This window comes from Streptomyces sp. NPDC041200 (genome assembly GCF_055591805.1).
In genome coordinates, this window is the sequence record NZ_JBVIZF010000005.1 from 254,995 (window position 1) to 268,830 (window position 13,836).

10 protein-coding genes and 3 pseudogenes are annotated in these 13,836 nt (G+C 68.2%); 7 read left to right on the forward strand and 6 right to left on the reverse strand.

The annotated features are described in order from the left end of the window. Positions 1 to 260: 260 nt before the first annotated feature. The 3 genes from ACZ6CL_RS16375 (at position 261) to ACZ6CL_RS16385 (ending at position 3,779) form a co-directional block, all read left to right on the forward strand. Positions 261 to 815: an EF-hand domain-containing protein gene (locus ACZ6CL_RS16375; protein WP_468936563.1), complete on the forward strand. Its 555-nt coding sequence runs from the start codon at positions 261 to 263 to the stop codon at positions 813 to 815. Positions 816 to 1,222: 407 nt separating this feature from the next. Further along, positions 1,223 to 2,167 carry an integrase core domain-containing protein gene (locus ACZ6CL_RS16380; protein WP_468936818.1) on the forward strand — a complete coding sequence of 315 codons (945 nt, stop codon included), beginning with the start codon at positions 1,223 to 1,225 and terminating at the stop codon, positions 2,165 to 2,167. 328 nt (positions 2,168 to 2,495) lie between these two features. Further along, positions 2,496 to 3,779 (forward strand): peptidoglycan DD-metalloendopeptidase family protein, encoded by a 1,284-nt coding sequence (locus tag ACZ6CL_RS16385; RefSeq protein ID WP_468936566.1) that lies wholly within the window; start codon positions 2,496 to 2,498, stop codon positions 3,777 to 3,779. Between the two features lie 428 nt (positions 3,780 to 4,207). On the opposite strand, the pseudogene ACZ6CL_RS16390 reads toward ACZ6CL_RS16385, so the two are convergent. Then, positions 4,208 to 4,630, reverse strand: a pseudogene (locus tag ACZ6CL_RS16390) (DNA/RNA non-specific endonuclease); the annotation flags it as partial. On the opposite strand from ACZ6CL_RS16390, the gene ACZ6CL_RS16395 reads away from it, so the two are divergent. The 3 genes and pseudogenes from ACZ6CL_RS16395 to ACZ6CL_RS16405 form a co-directional block, all read left to right on the forward strand. Next, the gene (locus tag ACZ6CL_RS16395) at positions 4,552 to 5,148 is read left to right on the forward strand and encodes a hypothetical protein (RefSeq protein WP_468936568.1); all 597 of its coding nucleotides are present in this window, start codon (positions 4,552 to 4,554) and stop codon (positions 5,146 to 5,148) included. The pseudogene ACZ6CL_RS16390 and the gene ACZ6CL_RS16395 sit on opposite strands and share 79 nt — an antisense overlap. 79 nt (positions 5,149 to 5,227) lie before the next feature. After that, positions 5,228 to 5,557 (forward strand): annotated as a pseudogene (locus tag ACZ6CL_RS16400) (ISAs1 family transposase); the annotation flags it as partial. Between the two features lie 77 nt (positions 5,558 to 5,634). Beyond that, a pseudogene (locus tag ACZ6CL_RS16405) lies at positions 5,635 to 5,880 on the forward strand (integrase); the annotation flags it as partial. Between the two features lie 31 nt (positions 5,881 to 5,911). On the opposite strand, the gene ACZ6CL_RS16410 reads toward ACZ6CL_RS16405, so the two are convergent. Then, positions 5,912 to 6,895, reverse strand: coding sequence for an integrase core domain-containing protein (locus tag ACZ6CL_RS16410; RefSeq protein WP_468936570.1), 984 nt, complete (start codon positions 6,893 to 6,895; stop codon positions 5,912 to 5,914). A 249-nt stretch (positions 6,896 to 7,144) separates the two neighbouring features. Between ACZ6CL_RS16410 and ACZ6CL_RS16415 the strand changes: the two genes are divergently transcribed. Beyond that, positions 7,145 to 7,285: a hypothetical protein gene (locus ACZ6CL_RS16415; protein ID WP_468936572.1), complete on the forward strand. Its 141-nt coding sequence runs from the start codon at positions 7,145 to 7,147 to the stop codon at positions 7,283 to 7,285. A gap of 11 nt (positions 7,286 to 7,296) precedes the next feature. On the opposite strand, the gene ACZ6CL_RS16420 is transcribed toward ACZ6CL_RS16415, so the two are convergent. The 4 genes from ACZ6CL_RS16420 to ACZ6CL_RS16435 are packed head-to-tail and all read right to left on the reverse strand — an operon-like array spanning position 7,297 to position 13,833. Next, positions 7,297 to 8,220 (reverse strand): ATP-grasp domain-containing protein, encoded by a 924-nt coding sequence (locus ACZ6CL_RS16420; RefSeq protein ID WP_468936575.1) that lies wholly within the window; start codon positions 8,218 to 8,220, stop codon positions 7,297 to 7,299. Beyond that, complete coding sequence (locus ACZ6CL_RS16425; RefSeq protein ID WP_468936821.1) at positions 8,217 to 8,963, reverse strand: hypothetical protein; 747 nt, start codon at positions 8,961 to 8,963, stop codon at positions 8,217 to 8,219. The genes ACZ6CL_RS16420 and ACZ6CL_RS16425 overlap by 4 nt, the downstream gene beginning before the upstream one ends. A gap of 5 nt (positions 8,964 to 8,968) precedes the next feature. After that, the gene (locus tag ACZ6CL_RS16430; protein ID WP_468936577.1) at positions 8,969 to 10,054 is read right to left on the reverse strand and encodes a hypothetical protein; all 1,086 of its coding nucleotides are present in this window, start codon (positions 10,052 to 10,054) and stop codon (positions 8,969 to 8,971) included. 41 nt (positions 10,055 to 10,095) lie between these two features. Next, complete coding sequence (locus ACZ6CL_RS16435) at positions 10,096 to 13,833, reverse strand: hypothetical protein (RefSeq protein WP_468936580.1); 3,738 nt, start codon at positions 13,831 to 13,833, stop codon at positions 10,096 to 10,098. Positions 13,834 to 13,836: the final 3 nt, after the last annotated feature.

Sequence of the window (13,836 nt, forward strand, 5' to 3'; positions counted from 1 at the left end):
CGGCGCGTGCTCGCACTGGTGGGGCGGCCCTGGCACGAAGCCGCCGGTTCCCCCGGACCGTGCCCCGGCGATGCCCACCGCTACGCCACACGTACCAGCGATTCACTCATACGGATGAATCTTCATTCGGGCGACAGACTCCTCCCTGCCGATGGGTAGGCAGCTGCCTGGAGCCGATGACGCTGACGATCCGTCAACTTCTTTGCACTTGCCCGGCGTATGCCGGGCCCAACGCTTTCGAAGAGCGGAGACAGCAAGCCATGACCACCGTCGACAGCCCAGTACTGAGCACCAAGCTCCACCGGATGTTCACCTTCCTCGACACCGACCAGGACGGTTCCCTCACCGAGCAGGACCTGACGGCCATCGCCGATCGCCTGGCCGACTCCGTCCCCACCCAGCCGGAGAAGGTCCAGCGGCTGAGGGACGCCCTCGCTGTCATCTGGGACCAGCACCTGCGGCACATGGACGACGACGGCAACGGGCTGATCAGCTCTGCCGAGTACGAGCGCGGCGTCCGTGGAGCCATTGCCTCCCACGAGTCCGCGCTGATCTCCGCACTCCACCACGTGGTCTCCGCCTGCCTGGACATCTGTGACACGGACAACGACGGCCTGATCACCCTCGACGAGTACACCCTGCTCGGCCAGGCCGTAAGCGGCGGTACCACCGAGGACATGGCGACCGCCTTCGCCAAACTCGACCTCGACGGCGACGGCACCCTTGGCCCGGAGGAGATCCGCACCGCCGTAACCGAGTACTTCACGAGCGAGGACGTCGAAGCCCGCGGCAACTGGCTGTACGGCCCGCTGTAAACCATCACCGCTCCGGGGAGGGGAAGACCTCTCGCGAAACGCCCCACCCACGAGGAGACGGGATGCGGCCGGACGCTTCAGCGGAGGGGTCGCCCGGTCGCCAGCCTGGCCCAGGGCCGGAAGGAGCTGGGCCGGACGGGTGAAGTCAATCGCGAAATGACGCCAGGGCGCCTTGAGCCCCCCGCCAATGCGGAGGAGATCCGCAGTCGTCGGTGCCGGCAAAGACAAATCGGGGCACCCTCATGCCTCGGATTTGGTGCACAAGTGCGCGGGCAAACGCATCACGGCCATCTCCGCCGGCCCGATCGACCGCCGCGAACAATGCTGAGATCCTCGTGCTTTGTCATGAGGTCGCTGTGCTTCGCCGGCAGGTCGAGCGGCCGCGGTTTTCGTGGGCTGATCGTGCCGTGCTCTCCGCTCTCGCGCGGCACCTTCCCTCCGTCTTACGTCGCCATCGGCTGGTCACCCTGGGCACGCTGCTGACCTGGCACCGGCGTTTGGCGCGCTGGAAGTGGCGCCAGGCGGCGGTCGGACCCGGTCGGCCACCGTTGCCGGAAGAGACGGTCGCGCTCATCCAGCGCTTGGCGCGAGAGAACCCGACCTGGGGGTACGTCAGGATTCAAGGTGAGCTGCGGCGGCTCGGCCATCGGGCTGCGGCCGCCACGATCCGGCGCGTCCTGCGCCGCCTCGGTCTACCGCCCGCACCGCAGCGCGCCTCCCAGCAGACCTGGCGTTCTTTCCTGCGCTCACAGGCCCACACGCTGCTCGCCTGCGACTTCATGCACGTAGAGACCGTCTTCCTCAAGCGCCTCTATGTCTTCTTCGTCGTGGAGATCGCCACCCGGCGCGTCCATGTCCTGGGCGTCACCGCCCACCCGACCGGCACAGGGGTCACCCAACTCGCCCGCAACCTGCTCATGGACCTCGAGGACAGAGCCGGGCGCTTCTGGTTCCTCATCCGCGACCGGGACAGCAAGTTCACCGCCGCATTCGACGCCGTCTTCGCTGACAACGGCACAGCCGTCATCCCGACTCCGCCGGAAAATCCCCGGCCAAACGCGTTCGCCGAACGATGGATACGCACAGTCCGTACCGAGTGCACCGACCGCATCCTGATCACCGGTGAACGGCACCTGCGTACTGTCCTCAACCAGTACGCCGAGCACTACAACGCGGGGCGGGCCCACCGCAGCCTCGGCCTACGTGCACCTGACGACGACCCGAACGTCATTCCTCTTCCCGCTGCCACGGTCAGGCGCCGCCAGGTACTTGGCGGACTGCTCAACGAGTACCACGCCATGTCACCCCGAGTGCCTCATCATCCACAGGAAACGCCCAGCTCAGCCGCCTGATCGAATATTGACACCCTTCAGGCACGGTGCTGTGCGAGTTCGGAACTTAGCCTGGCGGTAACTGGGGGTAACTGACATCAAGCAATGAGCGAGGCCACCAGAGAGTTCTCGTTTCGAGGGTGCCAACCGCGCCGCTTCTAGAGGCTTTTCCTCTGTACGTTCATCCTGAGGTGTGCCGACCCTCAGGTAGTCCAACTTGCCGCTGAGAGCAGAGCGGAGGAGAATCGAGGCTGTATCGGGCGCACAGTTGTCGAGGTATGAACCGCTAAAGTTTTGTTGGCTTTCTGCAATTCAACAAGCATTTTGCATCTCGACACTGGAGACAAGGATGGCACTCGAACTCGGCGACCACGTGTGGTACTGGAACCACAAGATCTCCTTCGACCTGAACATCCCGCGAACGGATTGGTTCCCAGGCTCGAATCCGAGCGACCCGAACGACTATCAAGGGCACGGCAAGGAGATCTACAACTTCGTCGTCCATGCGGATGAGATCGCCCGCGGACGACCGCACATGCGCAACTACGAGGGCAGCTTCGCCTGGCTGAACAACAATCCCGGTAATATCACCGGGCGACCCGGCGGTCCTGATTTCGGACAGTATCCAGGCAAGTTCAACTGGCACAACTTCCTGATCTTCCCGACGTGGGCCGACGGCTGGTACGCGATTGCCAAGCTCCTGCGGAGCAATCTCTACAAGAGCCTGTCTATTCTCGACGCGTTCAAGAAGTACGCGCCCGAGTCAGACGGAAACAATCCCGTCGCCTATGCGAACTCCGTGGCGGCAGCCCTGGGCATCTCGGTGTCGACCAGGGTCGGCGACCTCGACGACTCCCAGATGGCCGTCATGCAGAACAAGATCCAGGAGGTCGAGGGCGCCATCCCCGGCGCGAGCCTGACGTGGAACTCCGACGAGATCCCTGTCGAGATCTCGGACCTGCTGCCGGGAGGGGGGTGGAACGTCGGTCGCCCTCGCGCCCTCGTGCAGGCTGGCGGCGCCTTCACGATCGATATCTCGGCCCCGGTCGACCCCTCGGGGTTCACCCAGGGCCACGGCGGCCCCGGCCAGGGCGGCCATGTCGGCTCGAACTGGTACATCCGCTATGGGATGGACATCGGCGGCACCCAGGGCACGCCGGTGTACGCCTCGTTCGACGGCCACGTCACCAAGCTCAAGCCGCACGATCCGGCGCAGGACACGCAGAAGGTGTACGGAGCCGAGATCTTCATGCGTTCCGAGAACGACATGATGGGTGCCTTCTATACCCACCTGACCGACGTGCCAGGCTCGGTCTTCGTCGGGGCACGGGTCTCGCGCGGCGACTTCCTGGGTACCGTGTACCAGCGCACGGGGGTGCCCCCCCACCTGCACATGGCCCTGGTCGAGATTATCGGCGGGGCGCCCGGTGGGCAGTACCAAGGGGTTGATCTCTATCAGTTCTTCCTGGCCCTGGAGGCGTCGGACCCGGACACGGCCGTCCCGGTCCAGTTCTGGCAGGACGGCTCGCCGCCGGAGCCAGTCTGGCGCCTGGCGCGGCTCGGCGTGCTGCATCGCTCGCAAGTCCCGGAGCCCGCGAGCGTCAATGGGTCGCCACAGGCGAAGGCCGCCTGATGGTCGACCTGCAGCCGCAACACATCGCGGAGAGCGTAGTCGGCTCGCCCTCGATACAAGGGCGACCGGCAGGGCCGTCCAGCCTGCACTTCATCGTGCCGCCCGGTCGCTTCATCCCCCTGTCCGTTGACTGGGGGGCCCTTCCACGCCAGCATCCACATCTGACCTCGATTCGTCAGCGGGCCGGGAGACTGGTGATCCTGGCCCAGCTGGTGGTGCTGCCGTTGCCCAGGGCTAGGTCCGCTCGATCCGCAGGAAGCGGCCTCTGGCGCGTGGCTGGTGCATTCAGTCGCCGCGCAGGCGCCGGTGCGCAAGCTGACGGACTCGGCAGCCGCCGTCTCGTCGTAGGACTTCAGGAGGGGCCAGGGCCGTGCTGCGCGCACTCCGGTGGGCAGCTGGTCGGCGGCCGGCAGCGGTCCCAGGTCCAGGCCGGTGAGCTGGGCGATATCGGACACAGGCACCTGGAAGGTGCGGAAGGCGCCGAGCGGGGGAGGGGTGCCTGCTCGCGCGGCTTCCGCCATGGCTTGGGCTGCGGCGCCTTTGGTGAGGTCGGGGCTCTGGCCGAGCACGTAGGCGGTGGCAGCCAAGTCTCCGTCCTGCATGAAAGCTGCGACCTTCCAGAACTGGACCGGTACCTGGATGCCCCGGTAGGGCGGGTCGGAGTCCTCGAGCACCGGCCCGGTGAAGACGGTCAGCTTGCGGTCGAAGTTCTCGGCGTGCTCGAGCAGGAAGTTTTCCAGGCCCTGCCAGAGGGCTAACAGACGCGCTGAGCTTGCCCGATCTCTATCTTGATTCCAAGATGGTTTTAGGCCCCGGGTTAGAAGGCGGTGCGGGAGAGGCCGCCGGTCCAGGGGTTCTCGAAGTCGGCTGCGGTGAGGGTGATGCCGGTCAGGACGCGTACGGCGAGGATGAGGCAGCCTTCGGGCTCTTCGGTGTCGGCTTCGCCGGTGGGTTCGCAGTCGTCGGAGGCGTCGAAGCCGGCCGCAGTGAGGGAGCCGACGACGGGGTGGGTGGTGTCTACGCTGCCGGAGGGGCCGCCGAAGTAGCCGCCGGACAGTTCGAGGAGGCCGAGGATGGCGCCGTCGTGGGCGATGCTAGCCGTCTTCGTGTCGGGGCCGCGGTAGGCGCTGATGGCGGTGCAGTGCGGCCGTCGGCGGCGAGGGTGCGCAGGACATCGTCGCCGATCGAGCTTTCGAATTCGATGGTGAGGGTCCAGCCGCCGGGCATTTCGCGGCCGAGGATGAAGGCGCCTTCGTCCTGGTGCTCTTGGAGGAAGGGTGCGGCTTGGTTCAGGCCCTCGGGGCAGGGGACGGGGTTGGCGACGCCCATGAGGTGGAGGGTTTTCGTGAGTGGGTGGGGGCGAGGGTGACGCACCAGCCTTCGCCGAACATCTCGTCCAGGTCCACGGTGTGGGGCCCTTCTACTCGGTTCGTTGGTCATTGTGCCCAGTCGACGATGCCGACCTCGCCGGGGCGGTCATCACCGCCGACGCTCTCCACGCCCAGCACTCCCACGCCGCCTGCCTGCGCGAACGCGGCGCGCACTACCTCCTCACGATCAAGAACAACCAGCGCGACCAGGCCCGCCAACTCCACCGGCTGCCCTGGAAAGAGGTCCCCGTGATCCACCGTGACGACGCCCTCGCCCACGGCCGCCACGAGCAACGTCACGTACAGGTTGTCACCGTCAACGGCCTGCTCTTCCCACACGCCCGCCAGGTCCTGCGCATCCACCGCAGACGCCGCCTGTACGGGGCGAAGAGGTGGTCCAGGGAGACCTGAAAGATGTCTTTATTGCCGTACGGTCGTTGACCTGGGGCTTTGTGATCGTCCACGTGTGGGCATGATCACTGATTGTGGGTCTGCGACTGCTCTATTTGATCTTCTGCCGACTACTGGGCTGCCTTCTTTTGCTGGGCCGGTCGACCGCCGCGAACAACGCCGAGATCCCCGCGCTTCGCCATGAGGTCGCTGTGCTGCGTCGGCAAGTAGTGCGGCCGCGGCTTTCATGGGCTGATCGTGCCGTGCTCTCCGCTCTCGCCCGGAACCTGCCACCCGCCTTGCGCCGCCATCGGCTGGTCACCCCGGGCACGCTGCTGACCTTGTAGGTGCCGAGAAGTACGTCCGTGCAGGTCATGCGATGTGGTGGTACTCGTGGAGGACGCCGCTGAGGCGGTCGCGTCGGTGGACGTCGAGGTGGGCGAGCCTGTCCGGTTGGACGACCGGCGCGGGCAGCGGGCGGAGAGGCGCGGCGCCGTTGAGAGTGCGGTGGGGTCTGTGATCGTTGTAGAACCGCTCGTACTCGCGTAGTGCGTGAAGCAGGTGGGTTTCGTTCCCTATGAGGGTGCGGTCGAGGAGCTCGGCCCGGCATGACCGCACCCACCGTTCTGTGATGGCGTTCATGCGGGGTATCCGGACGCCGGTCTGGATGACCTTGATGCCCTCGGCCTGCAGGACTGCGTCGAAGGCAGCTGGGTAGCGGACGTCCCGGTCCCGGATGAGGTATTTCGCCCTGGCGTTTGCGTCGTGGAGGTCCATGACCATGTTCCGGGCGAGTTGGGTCACCCATGCCGCGGTCGGGTGGGCGGTTGCGCCGAGGATGCGGATGCGTCGGCTGGCGTGTTCGATGACGGCGAGGACGTACAGCGTCGCCCCGGTCAGGGTCTTGGTTTCGAAGAAGTCGGCGGCGAGGATGGCGTCGGCCTGCGAGCGTAAGAAGGCCGCCCAGGTGGTGTGTTCCCGCTCGGGTGCGGGCGGGATGCCGAGGGCGGAGAGTTCGCCGTGCACGCGCCGGTAGCCCCAGCTCGGATTCTCCCGTACGAGGCGCAGAACCAGGATCCGGATGGAGCGGACGGTACGTGGTCGGCCACGGCGTTTGGGACGGGAGGCCTTTGCGTGGCGGCGGCGGAGCCGTGCTCGTGGGAAGCGGTGTAGTAGGGCCGCGAGGAGTGCCCGGTCGGGCCAGGTCAGCTGCGGGCGGTCTACCGTGCGCTGCAGCACGGCGACTTGGTGTCGCAGCGCCAGGATCTCCAGATCTTTCTCGTGATCGCTCATCGGCACGAGCCGTACGAACGTGAACACGGTCGACACGGTGAGGTAGAGGAGTCGCAGCAGCACAGTCAAGCATCTCGCGGTCGGTGCGGATGGGCTACACCCGGTCTTGGCCCAGGGGAGGAGAGAAGCGATCTCGTTGACCTTTCTCCAAGCTCACCGACAGCGCGACCTGCACGGACGTAATATCCGGCACCTACAAGGTCCCCGAGGTGCGGTCAGGCCGGTACGAGCCACACATGCTGAAGATCCCGGGCGCTCAGCGCGTTCCTGCTGTGGCTACGTCGACTCGACGGAGACGCCCACCACTTCATCGTGCTCTCGCCCGCACCCGGCTTCCTCGAAGCAGGACGCATCTACCGCGAGGACGAGTTGCTGGACCTCTTGGAGGGCCCGGCGCGGCGGCACCTGGAGTTCGCCGATTCGCCACTCGGCGAATATGAAGCGGAGAAGTAGTCCACACCGAATCAACCACCCCGTCGCAGGGCCAGCGCGACGGCGTGAGAGATCGGCTGGGCGGTGCGGGTCTCGTAGCAGCTGAAGCCGGGGCTGGTGTTGACCTCCAGACAGTACGCCTCTCCGTCGTCGGTGAGGATCAGGTCGACACCGGCGAGGACAAGGCCGAGATCACTCACCAGCTTCCGGCACCGCTCCGCCAAGTCGCCGGGCAACTCCCAGGCAGAGAACTCCGTTCGGCCGCCCTGCTCCTGGATGTAGCGGTAATCCACCTGGTCGGTGTCGACCCGGGTGGCGAACACGTTCTGGGCGACCACGTGCACCCGTACGTTGGTGCCGGGGACATAACGCTGGAACTGGACCGGGCAGCCGCGTATGAGGAGGAGTCTTTGGGCCGCTTCGTCGTCGAGTTCGCGGACGACGGACCTCACCGAGCTGATCGACTTGTAGATCAACCGGCCGTGCCGTGCCCTGAAGTCGCGCACCACATCCGGGTCGTTGGTGACCAGGGTGTCCGGCACCGAGAACCCGGCCCGGCGGATCAGCTGGGACTGGTAGGGCTTCGACCGGTTGGAGGCCGAGGCGGCGGCGCGGTTCATCACGCAACCAGGCGCGATCTCGGTCCAGTTGCTCAACACCTCGTGCCAGGCCTGACACCGCCGTGCCGTCTCGTCGGAGCCGTCGCGCACCTCCGGCAGCAGGCGCCAGTCCATGAGCCGTGTGTAGACACCGGTCACCTCGGAGCAGTCGACGTGCGGATGCCCGTGGTCGCCGGACAGCAGTCCCCGGATCTCTCCGCCGGAGATCTCGATGTCGACAGACATCTCCTCGAACCGCCGCTGGTCCAGCACGACATGGGCGAATCTCGTGCGTTCGAGGGCGGCGATCACCAGCGCGGTAGGTGGATCGCTGGGGATCCCACAGACGGCGATCATTCGGCCGTCCCCGGCTCACCGGCGAAGTGCCGGTGCAGCCCGTCGACGAGTGCACCGCCCCCGATCCGCAGGTCGGGCACGGGAGTCGCCCCGGCGAAGCTCACCGACTTCCCGTCGTGGCGCAGGCCGACGCCCAGCAGTTGCGTACCGGCGAGCCGGGCCAGCTGGACGCAGGCCGGTACGACGTCGGGCAGGCTCCGCGCATCCGGCAGGCGCTCACCTCCGAAGACCTGCTCTTTGAACACCACGACCGTGTGGGTCGCCGGTCGGTCCTGCGGCGCCGCACCGGTGCGGCTGGACAGGGCGAGGACCGGCACGGGCAGGCCGGCCCGCGCCGCGAGCACCGCCCACTCCGCCGCCGAGCGCCATGCCCCGCAGAAGCCCACGGGCGAGGGCCGGTTGACGGTGACCGGGGCGACACACAGGAGCCAGCTGAGCATCAGCGCGTTCAATTCGTCCACGGCGTAGTCGCTGTCGGCCCGCGTGGCGAGCACCGGGGGGCGGACCGGGGCGCGAACGATCCGGTTGAGTACGCCTCGTATGTCACCGCTTTGCAGTGGCCGCCCGTCGGCGAGGCGGATGTGGAAGCTCGCGCCGTCCGGCCCGACGCGGTGTTCCTGCCGTGCCCAGCGGATCAGCGCGTCCGGTGTGAGGAGTTCCAGCGGCGCCAGGCCGCGCTCCCGCAGTCCCTCGTAGGCCCAGACCGCGGCACGATCCGCGGGATCGCCGAGTACCAGCCACATGGCGGTCACCGGCCCTCCTGCCTGCCCTCGGCCTCGCCTGCGCCCGGTCCCGCCTCGGGTTCCGTCTCCCGGGCGAGGAAGTTCGCGGCCAGGTCCGGGCGCAGTTCGGGCGGGATGAAGTGGGCGAGTGTCGTGAACGTCTTCTCCAGCTCGACGATTTGGCGTGTCATGCTTTCTTCGCCGTCCCCGAACAGGGAGTCCACGTCGACCGGTCCGGCGACACCGGTGTATTCCGGGGGAGAGTGCGGCCCCTTCTCGATCTCGTCGTCCTTGGCGTCCTTCCTGTCCTTGGTGTCCTTGCCGGGTTTCGGGTTCGGCGGCGGAGGCGGCGGAGGCGGCGATTCCCCGGAACGGTTGAGGGCGATCGTTCTCTCTGCTGCCGTGCTGTCGCTGGCGGTGCCGATGACGTACTGGGTTCGCAGCCCTCCCTCCGGCGTTCCGGGTGCGACGGGTTCCGCCTTGAAGACGAGGGAGTCGGTATGGTTGGGCTGAATCCTGTCGGGCCGCGCCTTCAGGGTGAAGCCGCCCCCGATGTCCATGTCGGGCGGATCAGTGATTCTCAGTGCCCCGGTGCCGATGTTGGCGACGACCACGGTGATGACCGGGAGCGGCTTGTTGAAGGCGGCCCGCGTCCCGAACGATCTCCGCTTTCCCGCAGGCGAGATGCGCGGCTGAAGAGTCTCCGCCTCGTCGGTCGACGTCACCCAGACGAAGCCCATTTCCTCGGGGTCGTCGTTCCTTATTCTGACCCTCCATGTGCGTTTCGCCTTCTTGCTGATGACGATGCTCACCTTGAAGATGTCGTTGGCCTCGCGCGCCCAGGACGCCCGGGCGACGGCCTCGGTGTTCTCGTCGTGGATGGACACTCCTTCGGCCGGTGCCGCCGGAACCGTCGCGATGATGCCCGACCCCGCCCGGAGCTGGATGGTCGGCGCCGTACCGCCCAGGGGTTCGGAGCCGGACCCGACGGCGACGATACGGAGGAACATCTTGCCCGCCGTCTGGGGAACGGTGAACTCCACAAGACCGGTCGTCGCCCCCGGTGACAGCCTGATCTGTTCCTGGTCCTTGGGGAACATTCCGAATGCCATGGCTCGTTCGTCCTATCAGTCCTGTGCGCGATGCCGGGAATTCATCCCTGATCCAGCGGAACGATGTCGGCGTAGACCAGCCTCCCCGTACCGTCGGCCGTCGTGCCCGAAGTGTTCGCCGCGGAAGGATGCGTCTCGAATTCCTGGATGACGACGCGTGCCTTTCTCTGCACGCCCGCGGGAATGTCCAGGACGTGCTGCCGGCCGAGCCGGGAGGTGGCCCGGAACAGGGTGGTCCAGCCGGTGGATCCGGCGGAGTCGAGGATTTGCAGCTCGGTCTTGATGACATTGGGCGCGGAGTCCCCCGGCCCGAGACCTTCGACGAGGACGGCCGCTTGGCCACCCGTCCGGGTGACGACCAGGCGCCGGTGCGGAGGGAGCTGGACCGGTTCCGTCCGGACGACCGGGGACAGGGAGGGCACACCGGCCGTGGTGAACGGCTGGTAGCGGGCCAGGGCGAGCTGGACGAAGGGGAAGTAGGAGGAGGAGACCACTGGGGACAGGTCGATGTCGGCGTACCGGCGGTCGCCCTGGTCGTCGAAGCGGATCGGATGCGCGGCCACACCCACAGTGCGGCCCAGTTCGGGCAGCGGCGCCCGCGTACGGACCGGGGCGACGACGTGGTTCTCGCCGAGGACACCGGGTGGCGCGCCGGTCTCGCGGATCGGGTCGCGCCCGGCCACGCTGAGCTGGCGCAGGCCGGGAGGCGGGAGCTCGGGGGTGGGCCAGGTCAGCACGGCGAGTGCCTCCTCGTCCCCGGTGTCGAACCAGGGAGGATCGAGGAAGACCCGCAGGACACCGCCCTGCCGCCAGCGGACGACCGACGGCCCGTCGGTGCTCTCCGTCCAGCGGAAGGCCGGAACGGTGTAGAGCAGCTTCGGTACCGGCGGCCGCACGGTGCTGGGGACGTCGGTGGGCTGCTGGAGGATGCCGGAGGCCAGGCATTCCTCGGGGCGCGGGAAGCAGTCCTGGAAGCGGGAGACGGCCGTCACGGAGTAGGTGACCCGATGGTGCCGCGTGTCCCCGAACTCCTGCCGGACCGGGGGAATCGCCTCGGAGGGGATGGTGTGCTCGACGGTGTAGGAGCCCACATGCGCGGCGTGCCGGGTCGCGGGGCTGTCCGGTGGCACATCGCCCCGGTCGGACCACTCGGCGTTGATGTCGATACGGCCGGTGCTCGGAATGTCGATCTTCAGGTCGCCGGTCCTCAGCAGGGCGTTGGTGCTGCCCGGCTGCCGCTGTGCCGTCAGCCGGCCCCTGGGGTCGGACAGGGGCCGTTGCACGGCATGCACGAGCGTGATGGTCCGCGGCGGTGTGATCAGGCGGTTCTTCCCGTTGATGATCTGCTGGAACCCGGGGTCCTCCTTGTTCTCCGGATCGATGTCCATCCAGCGTGCGATGCCGAACAGACGGACGTCGCGGTCCCTCGGGCACGATGGGACGTCGATCGTCACCTGCTGGGCCGGTCCCAGCGCCACGGTGAAGGTGCGTTCATCGGCAGACTTGCTGAGGGTGCATCCCGCCGACGCGGCCACCAGGCGCAGGCTGATCGGCCGGAGCGCGGGCCAGGAATCCTGCCACTCGGCGAAGATGGGGAGGTTCTCGCCGTCCACGGTTCCGGGGTTGCCGGTGTACGGGTCGACGGGACGGGGGTGCGTGTTGAGGACGATGTGGTCCGCTGCCGGGTCCGCGGCCCACGGGAGGACGGGTACGGCCTCGGGGAGCACGACATAAGGGGGCTCGGCTCCGCCCTCGGCGCCCTCAACCTCCGCTCGGGGAATGTCCAGGAGACCACGGTCGGTCCGCTTGGCGATCCCGAAGAGCCGGTCGACCTCGGACGCGGGGGCGTCGGGGCCCATGGCCGGGTCGAACAGGCCGTCATGCCGGATCGCCAGTTCGAGCGAGCACTTCGGGGCCAGGAGGTGCCGGAGGTCGAAGGCACGGTAGCCGTGGGCGGCCGCGTAGTCCGCCACCGAGATGCCCCGGTCACTGCGGATGACCAGGCGGTCCTGGCCCTCGCCGCGGGCGAAGGCGCGCGTGGGCAGGATCTCGGGCGGCAGCAGCGGCTCGTACCGGTGATAGGTGACGCGTTCGGTGCGCTGCTCGCCGGGTCCGGCCTCCTCTGCGCGCAGCCCTCCGCCGGCGAGGTCGGCGATCCGCACCCGCAGCCGGTAGACACGCCCGAAGCGCAGCCGGGGCAACGAACCCGGATCGCACTCGACGACCGCCTTGAACGGTGGCGGGGCCGACGTGGTCAGGGCCGCGTCACCGGTGTCGACGACCCTGTCGGGGCGTTCCGCCACCAGGCTCCAGTTGTCGCACCGTGCGACCGTCTGGTGCAGGTACAGGGCGTCCGTGGCGCCGGCGCCCGTCGCGACCGGGTCGGCGCGGACCCAGCCCTCCTCCAGCAGTCCGTCCGGTCCGTCTCCGGAGGTTCCGCGCCCGACGGGCACTCCGCCGATCGTGTAGCTGACCCTGCGCCGGCAGAGCGAGAACCACTGTCCGGCCGTCTCGTCCCAGACCTCCACCCGGTATCCGCCGAGGAGGGAGTCGGCCGTCAGCGGAGCCGAGAGGAGGCCCTCGGGGGTCGCGCGCCGGGCCGCCCGCTGGAGTTGCCTCTCGTGTTCCTGCTTGCGGTCGCGCTCGACGAGGGTGATTCCGGCTGTGCGCAGCGCGGGCAGGGCGCCGGGCGGCGCCGCGTCGCCGAAGTCGCCACCACTGTCCGCTCCGGCTGCGGCGACCAGTCGCAGCGCGGCTCCGTCGACGTCGAAGGACATCAGCTCGAACCGCGGGTTGCCGGACGGTGCCACGCTCGTGCCGGCCAGCGGGAGCAGCCCCTTGGCGAACGGGGTCGATGCCGGGCCGGTGCCGGACGCCGGGAGGAAGCGCGTGCCAGTGATGGTGTAGGCCGTTCTGGGCGCGAGGTCCCGGTGCTCGGCGTCCCGCCAGTGGGCAGGTGGGTGGGGATCGTTCGCGGGCCACTGCGGTACGACGCTCAGTTCGGCGGCGGCCGCCGTGCCGGCCAGCGCGGACTCGGGCACCGCCATGTCGATCAGCAGGCCGAGCGTCCGGAGCAGGAACGGGTGGTCGGCGAGCCGTGCCACGGTGTCGTGGAACTCGGGCTCCACGGCTTCGGCGGGTTCCGGGCTGAGGGGGGTGAACGTGGAGGCGTCGCGGCGGTAGAAGGCGTACGCGCGTTCCAGCGCGGTCTGTTCGGTCTCCGGAAGGTCGGCGGGCGACCGCAGTCCGGTCTGCCATCGCTGGGTGATCTGCCGCAGGGCACGCCGGAGCTCCGCATCGGCCTCCGGTGATGCCTCGCCGAAGGTGAGGCGGGCGCGGGCGGTCGCCGTGTAGACGGTGCGGATCTCGCTGCCCGCCTCGGAGGCCGGGAACTCCACGCGGGAGCGGTCCTGGTAGGACTGGGACCGGTAGGGCTTCACCAAGGTGCCGGCCGGGAACAGTGCCTGCCAGGCACGTTGCTGGTCGGCGGGCGTGAACTGGATCTGCTGTCCGTCGAGGGTGGTGTGGGGCACCCGGAGTGGTGCGGCGGGCAGTGGCTGTGCGGCGCGGAATGCCTTGAAGCCCAGGATCGCCAGGCGTTCGGGCCAGCTCTGCAGGCCGAAGTCCCCGACGGTGAGCCGTTGTCCCGACGGTCCCAGCAGTCGCGGGGTCAGCAACACCGTGAAGATCGCCATCGGTGTCGGCTGGCCGGGGACCGGGCTGATGCGCCCGGCCGGAAGCACGGTCCAGGTGAACTGTCGCCGAAGGGTCTCCGCCATGAC